The 15,996-nt window shown below is 70.2% G+C and carries 12 protein-coding genes and 1 pseudogene; 6 read left to right on the top strand and 7 right to left on the bottom strand.

Annotated elements, in window-relative coordinates; genetic code table 11:
• Positions 1-38 precede the first annotated feature (38 nt).
• Positions 39-224, top strand: coding sequence for a hypothetical protein (locus AB0I10_RS05300; RefSeq protein WP_363150958.1), 186 nt, complete (start codon positions 39-41; stop codon positions 222-224).
• Between the two features lie 89 nt (positions 225-313).
• Here AB0I10_RS05300 and AB0I10_RS05295 read toward each other — a convergent pair.
• Positions 314-685: pseudogene (locus AB0I10_RS05295) on the bottom strand (VTT domain-containing protein); the annotation flags it as partial.
• 321 nt (positions 686-1,006) lie between these two features.
• On the opposite strand from AB0I10_RS05295, the gene AB0I10_RS05290 reads away from it, so the two are divergent.
• Positions 1,007-1,294: a heavy-metal-associated domain-containing protein gene (locus AB0I10_RS05290; RefSeq protein ID WP_363150957.1), complete on the top strand. Its 288-nt coding sequence runs from the start codon at positions 1,007-1,009 to the stop codon at positions 1,292-1,294.
• Between the two features lie 644 nt (positions 1,295-1,938).
• Here the strand turns inward: AB0I10_RS05290 and AB0I10_RS05285 are convergent.
• From AB0I10_RS05285 to AB0I10_RS05265, 5 genes are all read right to left on the bottom strand, one after another.
• On the bottom strand, positions 1,939-3,228 hold the full coding sequence (locus tag AB0I10_RS05285; protein ID WP_363150956.1) for a citrate synthase: 1,290 nt from the start codon (positions 3,226-3,228) through the stop codon (positions 1,939-1,941).
• A 176-nt stretch (positions 3,229-3,404) separates the two neighbouring features.
• The gene (locus tag AB0I10_RS05280) at positions 3,405-5,615 is read right to left on the bottom strand and encodes an ATP-dependent RecD-like DNA helicase (protein WP_363150955.1); all 2,211 of its coding nucleotides are present in this window, start codon (positions 5,613-5,615) and stop codon (positions 3,405-3,407) included.
• Positions 5,616-5,902: 287 nt separating this feature from the next.
• Positions 5,903-6,775: a sugar phosphate isomerase/epimerase family protein gene (locus AB0I10_RS05275; RefSeq protein WP_363150954.1), complete on the bottom strand. Its 873-nt coding sequence runs from the start codon at positions 6,773-6,775 to the stop codon at positions 5,903-5,905.
• Positions 6,772-7,887: a dihydrodipicolinate synthase family protein gene (locus AB0I10_RS05270; protein ID WP_363150953.1), complete on the bottom strand. Its 1,116-nt coding sequence runs from the start codon at positions 7,885-7,887 to the stop codon at positions 6,772-6,774. The genes AB0I10_RS05275 and AB0I10_RS05270 overlap by 4 nt, the downstream gene beginning before the upstream one ends.
• A complete protein-coding gene (locus tag AB0I10_RS05265) occupies positions 7,884-9,035 on the bottom strand; it encodes a Gfo/Idh/MocA family oxidoreductase (protein WP_363150952.1) in 1,152 nt (383 codons plus the stop codon). The genes AB0I10_RS05270 and AB0I10_RS05265 overlap by 4 nt, the downstream gene beginning before the upstream one ends.
• A 149-nt stretch (positions 9,036-9,184) precedes the next feature.
• Here AB0I10_RS05265 and AB0I10_RS05260 point away from each other — a divergent pair, with 149 nt between their 5' ends.
• From AB0I10_RS05260 to AB0I10_RS05245, 4 genes are all read left to right on the top strand, one after another.
• Positions 9,185-10,255, top strand: a complete 1,071-nt coding sequence (locus tag AB0I10_RS05260) for a LacI family DNA-binding transcriptional regulator (protein ID WP_363151089.1) — start codon at positions 9,185-9,187, stop codon at positions 10,253-10,255.
• Positions 10,256-10,282: 27 nt separating this feature from the next.
• Entirely contained in the window at positions 10,283-11,317 is a 1,035-nt protein-coding gene (locus AB0I10_RS05255; protein WP_363150951.1) for a helix-turn-helix domain-containing GNAT family N-acetyltransferase, read from the top strand.
• An 80-nt stretch (positions 11,318-11,397) separates the two neighbouring features.
• Positions 11,398-12,282 (top strand): sugar phosphate isomerase/epimerase, encoded by an 885-nt coding sequence (locus AB0I10_RS05250; protein WP_363151088.1) that lies wholly within the window; start codon positions 11,398-11,400, stop codon positions 12,280-12,282.
• A gap of 231 nt (positions 12,283-12,513) precedes the next feature.
• Positions 12,514-14,346 (top strand): glycoside hydrolase family 3 protein, encoded by a 1,833-nt coding sequence (locus tag AB0I10_RS05245; RefSeq protein WP_363150950.1) that lies wholly within the window; start codon positions 12,514-12,516, stop codon positions 14,344-14,346.
• Between the two features lie 148 nt (positions 14,347-14,494).
• Here AB0I10_RS05245 and AB0I10_RS05240 read toward each other — a convergent pair whose 3' ends face one another.
• On the bottom strand, positions 14,495-15,916 hold the full coding sequence (locus AB0I10_RS05240) for a S28 family serine protease (protein ID WP_363150949.1): 1,422 nt from the start codon (positions 15,914-15,916) through the stop codon (positions 14,495-14,497).
• Between the last annotated feature and the right edge of the window lie 80 nt (positions 15,917-15,996).

Below are 15,996 nucleotides of genomic sequence, written 5' to 3'. Positions count from 1 at the left end.
GCCACTGACAATCACGCCGCGGCTGCCGAAGAGGCCTGGTGAGCGCCCTCCGCCCCGCTCCCTTCCGCGCCCCCTCCCCTTCTCCGTTACTGGTCCCGCCGCTCTCGCTCTCGCCGCTTTCGCCGGGCGGTACGCGCACCGAGCGGCGGCGCGCCACCCACTGGATCGCACTGCCCACCGCGGCGACCACGCAGGAGACGCCGATGCCGATGCCGGCGGCGTAGAGCGGGTCGCCCGCGGCGGCGCTGCCGATATAGCCGAGGCCGACCGAGTACGTCGCCCACAGGACCTCGGCGACGCCGGCGCCGATCGCGTAGTTGCGCAGCGGGTAGCCCAGGACTCCGGACGCAAGCGCGCCGGCGATCCGTCCGCTGGGCAGGAACCGTACGGCGATCACGAACGGCACGCCGTAGCGCTGGATGCGCTGTGAGGTCCACTCCAGAAGTGCCCGGCGGCGGGGCCTGCGCTGCATCCAGGACCGTACGGGTCCGCCGAACCGGCGCGCCACGAGGTACATCAGGAGATCGCCCAGAAACGCGCTGCCGGAGACGACCAGCAGGATCAGGGGGAGGAAGGCGTCCCCCTGGGAGGCGAGCACGCCCGCGGTGACGAGCAGGCCGGAATTGGGCACCAGCGGCGGCAGGGTGGTGAGCGCCAGCAGGCCGTAGAAGGCGAGTGCGTCCATCTGGCCGCCTCCTCGGATCCGCCCCGAGCCCGTACTCCCCAGGCTGACGCGCGGAGGGGCGCACGGCAACGCGTGCAATCCCGGACTCCCGGGCGCGGCACGGCGTGCCTGTATTGGATTGATACCCCCTAGGGGTATAGAGTCAGGGACGCAGGGAGGCGCCGGCCACCACCGGAACCGGGCACGCCACTTCGCACCACAGCAACACGGCACACTTTCCGCACAGCACACGGAACACCACGACACGCGTCGCCACTCCGGCGCACCGCCTCATCGGTACGTCGGCACACGGGCACACCGGCACCACAAGGAGAGATCCCCATGACCGAGAACGGCTCCTGCTGCACCCCCGAAGGCTCCTGCCACTCCGGCGGCGGCACCGACGTCCAGGTCGGCGAGGTGACCGCCACGTACCAGGTCACCGGCATGACCTGCGGGCACTGCGAGAAGGCCGTGTCGTCCGAGATCTCGGAGATCGCCGGCGTCAGCTCGGTACAGGCGGTCGCGGCCACCGGCCTGGTGACCGTCACGTCCGGGGCCCCGCTCGACGACGAGGCCGTGCGCGCCGCCATCGACGAGGCGGGCTACGAGCTGGTGGGCCAGGCCTGACCCCGGCCACCCGGTTCCGCCCCGCACACAGGCGCAGGTCGAGCTCGCCACCGGCGGGAGGGCCTGCGCCTCGCGAGCGGCCATCTGGTCACAAACAGCCTGCGGCTCCGAAAATTCACATTGCCGCCACAACTGACACAACACCCATACGCCAGGGCCTCGATCTCCAGATCGCGGCCCTTGACCGCATTCGCCCTCATATGGCAAGAGACTTAGATCACACTCATCGGAACGTAACCATTGAGGGGGGTCGTGAGTCTAACCGGGCAGTGCAAGCACCCCGGCGGGGCTTGCACTGCACCAGCCGTGCTGATCTTGGGGGATCAGGCCGGCTACGCGTGGCCGGGGCGACGCGCCCGGGGAGCTTTGAGCGGCCCTCCCGAATGTGCGCGTCCCGGCAGATCGCGGTGCGACCCAAGAACGCCCGGACGGATCCCGTGGGGGGAATCCGACCCGGGACATGGGAAGCGCCCCGCACTCTGGACCCGTGGGGGGATCCGGAGGCGGGGCGCTTTCTCTTGTCCGCTTCGTTGACGGACTCACCGTCTCTCGCCGGCGCGCCCTGTCTCGTCGGGGCGCCGGCCTCTTCCGTCAGGGCGTCCGGCGGTCTGCCGTCAACGCTGTTCCGTCGGAACGAAGTCGCGTCAGCGCTGTTCCACCGGGACGAAGTCGCGCTCGACGACGCCGGTGTAGATCTGCCGCGGGCGGCCGATGCGGGAGCCGGGCTCCGTGATCATCTCGTGCCACTGGGCGATCCAGCCGGGGAGCCGGCCGAGCGCGAAGAGCACAGTGAACATCTCGGTCGGGAAGCCCATGGCCCGGTAGATCAGGCCGGTGTAAAAGTCGACGTTCGGGTAGAGCTTGCGCGAGACGAAGTAGTCGTCGGACAGCGCGTGCTCCTCCAGCTTGAGGGCGATGTCCAGCAGCTCGTCGGACTTGCCGAGCGCCGAGAGGACGTCGTGCGCCGCCGCCTTGATGATCTTCGCCCGGGGGTCGAAGTTCTTGTAGACGCGGTGCCCGAAGCCCATGAGCTTCACGCCGTCTTCCTTGTTCTTCACCTTGCGGATGAAGGAGTCGACGTCGCCGCCGTCGCGCTGGATGCCTTCCAGCATCTCCAGCACGGACTGGTTGGCGCCACCGTGCAGGGGGCCCCACAGGGCGTTGATGCCGGCCGAGATCGAGGCGAAGAGGTTCGCCTGCGAGGAACCGACCAGGCGCACGGTGGAGGTCGAGCAGTTCTGCTCGTGGTCCGCGTGCAGGATCAGCAGCTTGTCCAGGGCGCTGACCACGACCGGGTCCAGCTCGTACTCGGCGGCGGGCACGGAGAACGTCATCCGCAGGAAGTTCTCGACGTACCCGAGGTCGTTGCGCGGGTAGACGACCGGGTGGCCGACCGACTTCTTGTACGCGTATGCCGCGATCGTCGGGAGCTTGGCCAGCAGCCGGACCATGGAGATATGGCGCTGCTGCTCGTCGAACGGGTTGTGGCTGTCCTGGTAGAACGTCGACAGCGCGCTGACGACCGACGACAGCATCGCCATCGGGTGGGCGTCCCGGGGGAAGCCGTCGTAGAAGCGCTTGACGTCCTCGTGGAGCAGGGTGTGGTAGGTGATGTCCTGCTTGAAATTCGCCAGTTCGTCGACGGTGGGGAGCTCACCGTTGATCAGGAGGTACGCGGTCTCGACGAACGTGCTGCGCTCTGCGAGCTGCTCGATCGGGTAGCCGCGGTAACGAAGAATCCCCTGTTCACCATCGAGATAGGTGATCGCGGATTTATATGCCGCGGTGTTGCCGTAACCGGAATCCAGGGTCACCAGACCGGTCTGGGCGCGCAGCTTCGAGATATCGAAGCCCTTGTCGCCGACGGTGCTGCCGACGATCGGGTAGCTGTATTCGCCGTCCCCGTAACGCAGTACTACAGAGTTGTCGCTCACGTCATCCCTCACCGACGTTGTGCCTCTTCTTCGAGGTGCCCTGACTGCCTACACCTTCCCCCATTTGGACCTTGGATGTGCACTCGGGGTCGGCCATAGGGCCCTATCGCGGCACTCAGTGCCGCCTGAGTGCCCATCCTGCTCCCCTTCGCCCCGATTGGGAAAGAGGCGGCACATCACAACGCGCCGCCGAGTCGGTGATCCAGCGCTGTGCACCGCCGACCGGCGGATACGGTGCGCACGGCCTGTCCCAGGGCCTTCCGGGAGCCGACCAGCACCACCAAACGTTTTGCCCGGGTAACGGCGGTATACAACAGATTGCGCTGCAGCATCATCCAGGCACCGGTGGTGACCGGAATCACCACCGCTGGATACTCACTACCCTGCGAGCGATGGATCGTCACGGCGTAGGCGTGGGCGAGTTCGTCCAGTTCGTCGAAGTCGTAGGGGACCTCCTCGTCCTCATCGGTGAGCACCGTCAGCCGCTGTTCGTCGGCGTCCAGCGCGGTCACGACGCCGACCGTGCCATTGAAGACGCCGTTGCGGCCCTTGTCGTAGTTGTTTCTGATCTGGGTGACTTTGTCACCCACACGGAAGACCCGGCCGCCGAAGCGGCGCTCCGGCAGGTCGGGGCGGGCCGGGGTGACGGCCTGCTGGAGCAGGCCGTTCAGGGCGCCTGCGCCGGCCGGGCCGCGGTGCATCGGGGCGAGCACCTGGACGTCCCGGCGCGGGTCGAGGCCGAACTTCGCCGGGATCCGGCGGGCCGCCACATCGACCGTCAGCCGCCCGGCCTCCTCGCTGTCCTCCTCGGCGAACAGGAAGAAGTCCCGCAGACCGGTCGTCAGGGGCGGCACGCCGGAATTGATGCGGTGGGCGTTGGTGACCACTCCGGACTCCTGGGCCTGCCGGAAGATCCGGGTCAGCCGGACGGCCGGCACCGGCCCGGACTCCGCCAGCAGATCGCGCAGCACCTCGCCCGCGCCGACCGAAGGCAGCTGGTCGACATCCCCGACGAGCAGCAGATGCGCACCGGGCGGCACGGCCTTGACCAGCTTGTTGGCGAGCAGCAGATCCAGCATCGACGCCTCGTCGACCACCACCAGATCGGCGTCCAGCGGCCGGTCGGCGTCGTACGCGGCGTCGCCACCGGGCTTGAGCTCCAGGAGGCGGTGGACGGTGGAGGCATCCGCTCCGGTGAGCTCCGAAAGCCGCTTGGCCGCCCGGCCGGTGGGCGCCGCGAGCACCACCTTGGCCTTCTTGGCGCGGGCCAGCTCAACTACGGAACGGACCGTGAAGGACTTGCCGCAGCCGGGCCCTCCGGTGAGCACCGCCACCTTCCGGGTCAGCGCCAGCCGCACCGCCGCCTGCTGCTCCGGTGCCAGCTCGGCGCCCGTACGCCGCGCGAGCCATGCCAGGGCCTTGTCCCAGGCCACGTCCCGGAACGCCGGCATCCGGTCCTCGTCCGTACGCAGCAGGCGGGTCAGCCGGCCGGCCAGGGAGATCTCGGCGCGGTGGAACGGCACCAGATAGACCGCGGTGACCGGCACGCCGTCCGCGCCGGCCGGCAGCTGCTCGCGGACCACCCCCTCGGGGTCCGCGGCCAGCTCCGCGAGACAGTCGATGACCAGGCCGGTGTCCACCTGGAGCAACTTCACCGCGTCCGCGATCAGTTGCTCCTCGGGGAGGTAGCAGTGGCCCTGGTCGGTGGACTGCGACAGGGCGTACTGCAGGCCCGCCTTGACGCGGTCCGGGCTGTCATGCGGGATGCCGACGGACTGGGCGATGCGGTCGGCGGTCAGGAAGCCGATGCCCCACACGTCCGAGGCGAGGCGGTAGGGCTGGTTGCGGACTACGGAGATGGAGGCGTCGCCGTACTTCTTGTAGATCCGTACGGCGATGGAGGTCGAGACGCCGACGCCCTGGAGGAAGACCATGACCTCCTTGATGGCCTTCTGCTCCTCCCATGCCGCGCCGATCATCTTCGTCCGCTTCGGGCCGAGGCCGGGGACCTCGATGAGGCGCTTCGGTTCGTTCTCGATGACGTCGAGGGTGTCGGTGCCGAAGTGCTCGGTGATGCGGTCGGCGATGCGTGGGCCGATGCCCTTGATCAGGCCGGAGCCGAGATAGCGGCGGATGCCCTGGATCGTGGCGGGCAGGACGGTCGTGTAGTTCTCGACGGTGAACTGTCTGCCGTACTGCGGGTGGGAACCCCAGCGGCCCTCCAAGCGCAGCGACTCTCCCGGCTGCGCGCCGAGCAACGCGCCGACGACGGTGAGGAGATCGCCCGAGCCCCGGCCGGTGTCGACGCGGGCGACCGTGTAACCGCTCTCCTCATTGGCGTAGGTGATCCGCTCCAGGACCCCTTCCACCACGGCTGCGTTGACCATGACCCCGACGGTACCGTCGGGGTCTGACAATGCGCCGAAGACCTGCGCTCGGGGCTGGCGCCCGGAGCGTCATCGAGGGGCCCGCCCGATGGCCGGGCCCCTCGAATCCCCCTCCACGCCGGCCCCCGGATCCCCCCGGACCGTCCCCCTACGAGGCCGACGCCTGCTATGACTGCCGTGGACCGGCAACGGTTGCACCCATCCGCTGAGTTATTTCCCGGTCACCGGCTGTACGGAGCATCGGTGGTACGGGGCCGGGCGCACGGACGTCCGCGGGCGCGGCCGCTTCACCCCACGTGCGCCGTGAACCGGTCCACGACCTCGGCCAGTACCTCCGCCCCGTCCCGCGCCCACAACGCCGGGTTGAAGATCTCCACCTCGACCGGCCCCCGGTAGCCGGTCGCGTCGACCCGTTCCCGGAACCACCGCAGATCGACCGCCCCGTCGCCCAGCTGCCCGCGCCCCAGGAGGACGCCCTCGGGCAGCGGGGTGATCCAGTCGGCGAGCTGGAAGGCGGCGATCCGCGATCCGGCGCCCCTTTCGGGGCCTTGAGCGGCGCCCCCCGCGCGGGCGATCTGCGCGCCGATCGTGTCGTCCCACCACAGGTGGTAGGTGTCCACGACCACCCCCACCTGCTCGGCGGGGAACCGCTCGGCGAGGTCGAGCGCCTGGGCGAGCGTGGAGACCACGCACCGGTCCGCCGCGTACATCGGGTGCAGCGGTTCGATCGCCAGCCGTACGCCCCGCTCCGCGGCGTACGGCCCCAACACGCCCAGCGCGTCCGCGATCCGCTCCCGGGCGCCGCGCAGATCACGGCTGCCGGTCGGCAGCCCGCCGGAGACCAGGACGAGGGTGTCCGTCCCGAGGACGGCGGCCTCGTCGATGGCGGCCCGGTTGTCGTCCAGGGCGGCCGCCCGGTCGGCCGGGTCCGCGGCGGTGAAGAACCCGCCGCGGCAGAGGCTGGTGACGCTCAGCCCCGCATCCCGTACGAGCCGGGCGGCCGCGGCCACCCCGTAGTGCTGCACCGGCGCGCGCCACAGGCCCACGCCCCGCACGCCCGCCCGCGCGCAACCGTCCACCAGCTCCGGGAGCGACCACTGTCTGATGGTTTCCTGATTGAGGCTCAGACGGGTGAGAACAGTGGGGCAGCCGTTGCTCATGTGCCCTCCACCCCGTAGACCGCGAGGAGCTTGCGCATCCGGGCGGCGGCGAGCTCAGGGTCCGGGAACAGGCCGAGCCCGTCGGCCAGTTCGTGAGCGCGCCGCAGATGCGGCAGCGAGCGGGCCGACTGCAGGCCGCCGACCATGCTGAAGTGCGACTGGTGCCCGGCGAGCCAGGCCAGCAGCACAACGCCGGTCTTGTAGTAGCGGGTGGGCGTTCGGAAGAGGTGCCGGGAGAGCGCGACGGTCGGATCGACGATGGCCCTGAAGCCCGCGGCATCCCCGGTGTCGAGGAGGCGTACGGCCTCCGCGGCCAGTGGTGCCAGCGGGTCGAAGACGCCCAGCAGAGCGTGGCTGAAGCCTTGGTCGTCACCCGCGATCAGCTCGGGGTAGTGGAAGTCGTCGCCCGTGTAGCAGCGCACGGTGTCCGGCAGCCGGCGGCGCAGCGCCACCTCCCGGCCGGCGTCCAGGAGGGAGACCTTGACGCCGTCCACCTTGCCGGGATTCTCGGCGATGATCCGCAGAAACGTGTCCGTGGCGGCGTCGAGGTCCGCGCTGCCCCAGTAGCCCGCCAGCGCCGGGTCGAACATCGGGCCGAGCCAGTGCAGGACGACCGGTCGGGCGGTCTGGCGCAGCAGGTGGGCGTAGAGCTCCAGATAGTCGTCCGGGCCGGTGGCGGCCGCGGCGAGCTGCCGCGACGCCATCAGGATCGGCCGGCCGCCGACGTCCTCGACGAACCCGAGCTGCTCCTCGTAGGCGCACCGCACATCCCCCAACGATGCTCCTGTAGAAGGGAGTTGATCGGTACCGACGCCGCAGGCAAGCAGGCCGTCGACGGCGCGTGCCTCGGCGGCGGAGCGGCGGATCAGTTCGGCGGCCGCCGGCCAGTCCAGGCCCATTCCGCGCTGCGCGGTGTCCATCGCCTCGGCCACCCCCAGGCCGTGCGACCACAGGTGGTGACGGAAGGCGAGGGTGGCATCCCAGTCGAGAGCGGCCGGGCCGTCCGGGGTGGTGTCGGAGAGCGGGTCGGCGACGACATGGGCGGCGGCGAAGACGGTACGGGAGCGCAGCGGGCGGCGCGCGGGCGAGGTCGCGTTCACCGGGGCGGTCACCGGTTCAGCTCCGGTACGTCCAGGCGGCGTCCCTCTTGGGATGACCGCAGGCCCAGTTCGGCGAGCTGGACGCCGCGGGCGCCGGCCGCCAGGTCCCAGCTCCAGGGCTCATCGCGGACGACATGGCGCAGGAACAGCTCCCACTGCGCCTTGAACCCGTTGTCGAACTCGGCGTTGTCGGGGACTTCCTGCCACTGGTCGCGGAAGGGCTCGGTCGCCGGGATGTCCGGGTTCCAGACCGGTTTGGGGGTGCCGGCGCGGTGCTGGACCCGGCAGCCGCGCAGCCCGGCGACGGCCGAGCCCTCGGTGCCGTCCACCTGGAACTCCACCAGCTCGTCACGGTGCACCCGTACCGCCCAGGAGGAGTTGATCTGCGCGACGATGCCGCCCGCCAGCTCGAAGATGCCGTACGCGGCGTCGTCTGCGGTGGCGTCGTACGGCGTGCCCGACTCGTCCCAGCGGCGCGGGATGTGCGTGGTGATGTGCGCCTGGACGGTTCTGACCGGCCCGAACAGCTCGTGCAGCAGATACTCCCAGTGCGGGAACATGTCGGCCGCGATGCCACCGCCGTCCTCGGCGCGGTAGTTCCAGGAGGGGCGCTGCGCACGCTGCCAGTCGCCTTCGAAGACCCAGTAGCCGAACTCGCCCCGTACGGACAGGATGCGGCCGAAGAAGCCGCCCTCGACGAGGCGGCGGAGCTTGCGCAGCCCCGGCAGGAAGAGCTTGTCCTGGACGACGCCGTGCTTGACGCCCGCGTCCTGGGCCAGCCGGGCCAGCTTCAGCGCGCCTTCCAGGTCGCTGGCCGTGGGCTTCTCCACGTACAGATGCTTGCCGGCCGCAATCGCTTTCTGCACGGCCTCCTCTCGGGCGGCGGTGACCTGGGCGTCGAAGTAGATGTCGATGCCGTCGTCGGCCAGTACGGCGTCCAGGTCGGTGCTCCAGCGCTCCAGGCCGTGCCGTTCGGCCAGCGCCCGCAGTTTGCGCTCCGAGCGGCCGACGAGCACCGGTTCCGGCCAGATCAACGTCCCGTCGCCCAGGTCGAGGCCGCCCTGTTCACGCAGGGCGAGGATGGAGCGGACCAGATGCTGGCGGTACCCCATGCGTCCGGTCACACCGTTCATGGCGATGCGTACGGTCGTGCGCGTCACGGCCGGGCCCCTCTCGCTCACAGCGGGATGTGGAATCGTCGTGCAGTAAGCGCTTTCTACCGCGAGGGACGCTAGCCTGCGCGGCAAGACACGGACAAGAGGCGGGACATGGGGAGCGCGTGGCGCATGAGGGTTACGGGGAGCACGCGATGGCGGCGGTGACGCTGGCGGATGTGGCGGCGCGGGCCCGGGTGTCGACGGCGACCGTCTCCCGCGTACTGAGCGGCAACTACCCGGTCGCCGAGAGCACCCGCGGCCGGGTGCTGCGGGCCGTGGAGGAGCTGGAGTATGTCGTCAACGGCCAGGCGAGCGCGCTGGCCGCCGCCAGTTCCGACCTCGTGGGCATCCTGGTCAACGACATCGCCGACCCGTTCTTCGGGATCATCGCCGGCGCCGTGCAGTCGGAGCTGAGCGGCACGGCCGGTCCCGGCGGCGAGAAGTTGGCCGTGGTCTGCAATACGGGCGGCGCCCCCGAGCGCGAACTGACCTATCTCACCCTCCTCCAGCGGCAGCGGGCGGCCGCGGTCGTACTGACCGGCAGCGCTTCGGAGGGCGCGGAGCACGCGCGGGCACTGGCCGCCAAACTGGCGCGGCTGGCCGGTGCGGGCACCAGGGTGGTGCTCTGCGGCCGGCCGGCGCAGGACTCCCCCGCACCGGAGCCGGACGACCCCACTCGCCTCACCACCCTCGCGTTCGACAACCAGGGTGGCGCGGAGCGGCTGACCGCCTACCTCATCGGGCTCGGCCACCGCCGTATCGGCTGCGTCGCGGGACCGCCCGGACGCACCACTACGGGCGAACGCCTGGCGGGCCATCGTGCCGCACTCGCCGCGCACGGCATCGAAGACGCCCCGCGGCGCACCGTGCACGGCGCCTACGACCGCGCCTCCGGTTACGACGCGACCGTTGAACTCCTGCGTCGGGACACGGACTTGACCGCGATCGTGGCGGCCAACGACACCGCCGCGCTGGGGGCGTGTGCGGCACTGCGCGACCGGGGGCTGCGCATCCCCGAGGACGTGTCCGTCGCCGGTTTCGACGATCTGCCGTTCAGCGCGGACGCGGCGCCCGCGCTGACGACCGTGCGGCTGCCGCTCCAGGAGGCCGGGGCGCGCGCCGGGCGGCTGGCGATGGGCCGCGAGGAACGGCCGCCGGGCGGGCTGGCGACATTTCACTCGGAATTGCTGGTGCGCGGATCCACCTCGATCCCGTACTCTTGACTCAGTCAAGGATGATGGGGGTCGACGATGACAACCGAGACGACATCCGACACAACAGCCGGGACAACGGCCGGGGCGGCAGCTGAGACGCCCGCCCGGACGGCGGCCGAGCCCCCGTCCGACGTTCGCGAGCTGCGCAGATTCAACCGCTTCTACACGAACCTCATCGGCGCGCTCGACTACGGACGGCATCTCTACACCCCCTTCACCCTCACCGAAGCCCGGGTGCTCTACGAGGTCGCCCATCAAGAGCGGGTGGACGCCGCCGACCTGCGCGCTTCGCTGTCGCTCGACGCCGGCTATCTGAGCCGGCTGCTCGGCAAGTTCGAGGACCGCGAGCTGATCACGCGCGGCAGATCGGAGCGGGATTCCCGTCGGCAGCGCATCACCCTGACCAAGGGCGGCCGGGAAGCGGCAAGCCTGTTGGAGGAGCGCTCGCAGGACGCCGCGGGCTCGCTGCTGGAGCCGCTTCCGGCGGCCGACCGGGCCCGTCTGGTGGCGTCCATGCGGACGATCCGCACCCTGCTCGACGCGGACGCGCCGGCCCCCGAGCCTCCTGTCCCTGAATCCACGGCGGCACCCGAGGTCAGCCTGCGTACCAGCAGACCCGGGGACCTCGGCTGGATGGTGGAGCGGAACGCCGCGCTCTACGCCGCCGAGTACGGCTTCGATCTCAGCTACGAGGCACTGGTGGCCCGGATCGTCGCCGAGTACGCCGAAGCCTTCGACCCGGCACGGGACCGCACCTGGATAGCGGAGCTCGGCGGCGAGCGGGTGGGCGCGGTGATGTGCGTACGGGATGCCCGCCCCGGGACCGCACGGCTGCGGCTGCTGCTCGTGGAGCCCGGCGCCCGGGGGCACGGCGTGGGCCGCCGGCTCGTCGGGACCTGTGTCGAGTTCGCCCGCGGGGCCGGATACGCCGAGCTGGTGCTGTGGACGAACTCCGTGCTCGCCGCCGCCCGGAGGATCTATGAGCGCGCCGGATTCGAGCTGGTCGGCGAGTCGGCGCACCATAGCTTCGGGCAGGACCTGGTCGGCCAGGACTGGCGTCTGGCCCTGTGACGACCGGGACCGGCTCGGACGGCATGAGCGACGGCATGGGAAGTGACATGGGGAGCAGCATGGGTGACACCAACGGCGCGATGCGGTTCGCGTTCTCCACCCTCGGGGTGCCCGGCATGCCCGTGGCGGACGTTCTCCGGCTGGCCACCCGCGCCGGATATCAGGGGGTCGAGCTGCGCGCCCATCCGGAGGAGCCCGTGCACCCGCTGATCGGGATGCGCGAACGGACCGCCGTACGCGGGCAGTTCGCGGACGCCGGTGTAGAGATCCTGGCCGTCGCCGGATACACCCAGGTCGCGGCCGCCCAGGATGCGGCCGGCGAAGAGGAGCTGGCGCAGGAGCTGAGCGAGCTGGTGTGGCTCGCCGCCGATCTGGGGGCGCCGTTCGTGCGGGTCTTCCCCGGTGGCGGTGACCGCCCGGCGGCCGAGGCCGAGGCGGATGCCGCCCGCCGGCTCGGCGCGGTGGCCCCGCTCGCCGCCGACCGGGGCGTCCGGGTCCTGCTGGAGACCCATGACTCGCACCGTACGGGCGCGGCCGCCGCCCGCATCCTGGGCCTCGTGGGCCACCGCAACATCGGCGCGCTCTGGGACGTACTGCACAGCTGGCTCGGCGGCGAGGAGCCCGCCGACACATACGCCGCGCTCGCCCCGTATCTGGGCTATGTCCAGGTCAAGGACGTCGTCTCGGCCGAGGACACCACTCCCCTGCCGCTCGGCGCCGGCACCCTGCCGCTCGCGGACGCCGTGGCCACGCTCGGCCGCGGGCCCGGCGGCCACGGCGGCCCCGGTGGCCCGGACGGCGCAGTCGACCAGGGGCCAGGCGGCTGGCTCTGCTGGGAGTACGAAAAGCGCTGGTACCCCCAAGCGGCCGAGCTGCCCGCTCTCCTGACCGCGGGCCGCGAGCACCTCCAAGGCCTCCTCGACGCGCCGGTCCCTGTGCGGCCACCGGCGCCGCCCGCCCGGTAAGCCCTGCCCCATGACACCTGACCAGCCCCCGACGACCTGCCCCTGACGCCCTGCCCCGTCCCCGCTGATCTCGCTGATCTTGCTGACGCCCCATCACACATCGCCGCCCGCCCCGCAATACCTGGGCGCCACCTCCGGCCCAGTCATTGACCGGCAATAGTTTTCCGGCTATCCGTGTCTCCTTGGAAGTTTCCTTCAATTCGCCGAGGAAGCCCTCCGGAAGGAGCGCACATGCACTCCAGACGTACCGTCCTGACCACCGCGGCCGCCGTGGCCGCCGCCTGTGCCGCGGGCGCCGCACCCGCGCAGGCCGACGGGCCCGCCATCGGACGCCAGCTGCCCTCTCCCACCCCCGCCACCCTGGCCCGGCTGCGCGGCCTCATCTCCCGTATGTCTCCGGAGGAAAAGGTCGGCCAGCTCTTCGTGATGCGGGTCTACGGGCATTCCGCGACCGACCCGGACCCGGCCGATGTCGCGGCGAACCAGAAGGAGATCGGGGTCGCCAATGCCGCCGAGCTGATCGCCAAGTACCACGTCGGCGGCATCATCTACTTCGGCTGGACGCACAACACCCGTGATCCGCACCAGATCGCCGATCTCTCCAACGGCATCCAGCAGGCCGCGGCCGCTCAGCGCGTCCCCGTCCCCCTGCTCCTCTCCACGGACCAGGAACACGGCATCGTGGCCCGTATCGGCGCGCCCGCCACGCTCTTCCCCGGGGCGATGGCGCTCGGCGCGTCCGGCTCCCGGGTCGACGCCCGTACGGCGGCCCGGATCGCCGGCGAGGAGCTGTACGCGATGGGCATCCGGCAGGACTACGCACCGGACGCGGACGTCAACGTCAACCCGGCCAACCCGGTCATCGGCGTACGTTCCTTCGGCGCCGACCCGCAGGCCGTGGCCCGTATGGTCGCCGCCGAGGTGAAGGGCTATCAGCGCGCCGGGGTCGCGGCCTGCGCCAAGCACTTCCCCGGACACGGCGACACCGACACCGACAGCCATGTCGGGCTGCCGTACATACACCACACCGCCCAGGAGTGGGAGCGGCTGGACGCGCCGCCCTTCAAGGCCGCGATCGCCGCCGGCATCGACTCGATCATGACGGCGCATATCGTCGTCCCCGCCTTCGACACGAGCGAGGACCCGGCCACCCTCTCCCGGCCGATCCTCACCGGCATCCTGCGCAAACGCCTCGGATACGACGGTGTGGTGGTGACGGATTCGCTCGGCATGGAGGGCGTACGGGTGAAGTACGGCGACGCCCGGGTGCCGGTCCTCGCCCTGAAGGCGGGCGTCGACCAGCTGCTCAACCCGCCGGATCTCGCCCTGGCGCACGGCGCCGTCCTCAAAGCGCTCAAGGACGGCGAGCTGACCTGGCCCGATCTCGACAGGAAGCTGCTGCGCATCCTGCTGCTGAAGGAGCGGCGCGGCCTGTTCACGAATCCGTACACGACGCACCAGGCGGTGGACCGGGTCGTCGGCACCCGCCGGCATCTCGCCACCGCGGACCGGATCGCGGACCACACCACCACCCTGTTGCGCAACGACGGCGGAGTGCTGCCGCTGTCCCGCCGCCGGGAGCGCCAGGTGCTGGTGGTCGGCGTCGATGCGGCCGCGCCGTCCGGCACCGGCGGGCCGCCCACCACGGTCCTGGCGAACACCCTCACCGACCTCGGCTTCACGGCTGCTGCGCTGTCCACCGGCCTGATGCCGACGCAGGCGCAGATCGACCAGGCCGTGGCGGCGCTGGGGCAGCGGGACGCCGCGGTGGTCGCCACGTACAACGTGACCGCGGATTCGCCCCAGCGGAAGCTGGTCGGCGCGCTGGTCGCCACCGGGAAGCCGGTGGTGCAGCTGGCGGTCCGCAACCCGTACGACATCGCGCAGTTGGACGGCGTCAAGGCGGGTCTGGCGAGCTACTCCTGGACGGATGTGGAACTGCGGGCCGCGGCGCGGGTGATCGCCGGGCAGCGGAACCCCCAGGGCAAGCTGCCGGTCCCGGTGATGCGTGCCGACGCCCCGGCCACCACCCTCTACCCGATCGGCCACGGCCTGACGTACTGACGCCGGACACCCGCCGACCAACAGGGCGCGCTCCCCCACCCGGAGGGAGCGCGCCCTTGTCTCTGCTCGCTGTCTTCGTTACGGCGTATTCCTCAAGGAGCTCTCCTCAAGGAGCTCTCCTTGAAGAGTTCTCCTTGAAGAGTTCTCCTCAAGGCCGGAGCATCGGCATCCGCCGGGTCTCCTGCTTGTCCAGCTTCTTGTCGTACGGGAGGTGCGGGGCGACCTCGCTGTCCCCGGGGGCCTTGACGCCGGCCCAGTCGAGGAGTTCGGCGGTGGCCTTGGTGCGGTCGACGTCCTTCAGCTTGGCGATGTTCGCGCCGTGGTTGCCGCCGGGCACCGTGAACACATACGAATCCCGGGCGCCCGAGCCGAGCTTGAAGTGCTCCGAACTCCACGGGTCGTACTGGCCGTTGACGAACATCATCCGGTTCGCATGGTGACGCACCCAGCCGTCGACGTCGGGCATCGCGCTCTTGTCGAAGGTCATCGGTATGTCCTTCGGCACGAACGACCGGGAGTTGTTGATCCCCGGGTACTTCAGCAGATCCGCCACGTTCGGGTACTTGTAGCCGGGCTCACCGAGCTGGGTGCCCGCCTGGTAGTAGTACGGCGTGTACGGCTCCATTCCCTGGTCGGTGTAGCTGGCGAAGCCGCCGACCTCGTCCATCCACTTCCACAGGTCGTCCGTGGAAACGGTCGACTTGGGCACCTTCGCGCAGGCGGTCTCGGCCGGCTGGTACTGCCAGAACCCGAACACCAGGTCCGTGACCATGACTTCATAGGCCCGGTCGGCGTTGCCGACGGTCTTGAAGGTCTTCTTTTCCTTGTCCGCCCACTTCTGGAAGCGGTCGACCATCTCCTCGCGGCGCAGCAGCGCCTCCCGCTCGATGGCGGCGAGGTCGGTGCGGCACTGGGCGGTCCCGACGGTCCGGAAGAACCGGTCGTACGCCGAGTCCTCGTCGTTCTTCACGTCGTTGGGTGCGACGTAGGCGACGGTGCCGTTCATGTCGTGCGGGAAGAAGCGGCGGTAGTACGTCGCGGTCATCCCGCCCTTGCTGCCGCCGGTGGCGATCCAGTTCTTGCTGTAGATGCCGTGCAGTGCCTTGAAAATACGGTGCTGGTCCTTCGCCGCCTGCTCGATGTCCAGCTTTTTCCAGTCGGCGGGCGTGGGCCGCGACGGGGTGAAGTAGCGGTATTCGAGGGAGACTTGATTACCGTCGATAATTTTCGTCGGTTCGCTGCGGGTCGCGGTGGTGTTGACGTTGTAGCCGGAGGTGAAGAACACCGTCGGACGGACCACCGACTTGTGCAGCACGGTCAGCCGCTGCTGGAATTTCCCTTTCTCGGGGTGCCGGTGGTCAATCGGCTGGGTGTAGTTCAGGACGAAATAGCGGTAGCCGTCGACCGGCTTCTCTTCAATGAGACTCATCCCCGGAATGGCGAGGATCCGGTCTTTGATGTCCTTGGTCTTCGGCTCGGCGGCGGTGGCCGCCCCTGCCGCGGCGCTGCCGGCTCCTACCGTGCCTATGAGCACGGTGAGCGACAGCAGCCATCTGATGGCTTTGCGCATGCACCCTCCCCTTGGGATAGCAAAGGTCGGGCTGAACTTATCGGCGACTCCGGGGTACCACCAGCCCCCTGAGGCGGACG

Origin of the sequence: Streptomyces sp. NPDC050636, from assembly GCF_040654775.1 — a bacterium.
In the GTDB taxonomy this organism is placed as follows: domain Bacteria; phylum Actinomycetota; class Actinomycetes; order Streptomycetales; family Streptomycetaceae; genus Streptomyces.
The sequence above is the reverse complement of the archived record's forward strand: the minus strand, read 5'-3'. Positions and strand labels throughout refer to the sequence as shown.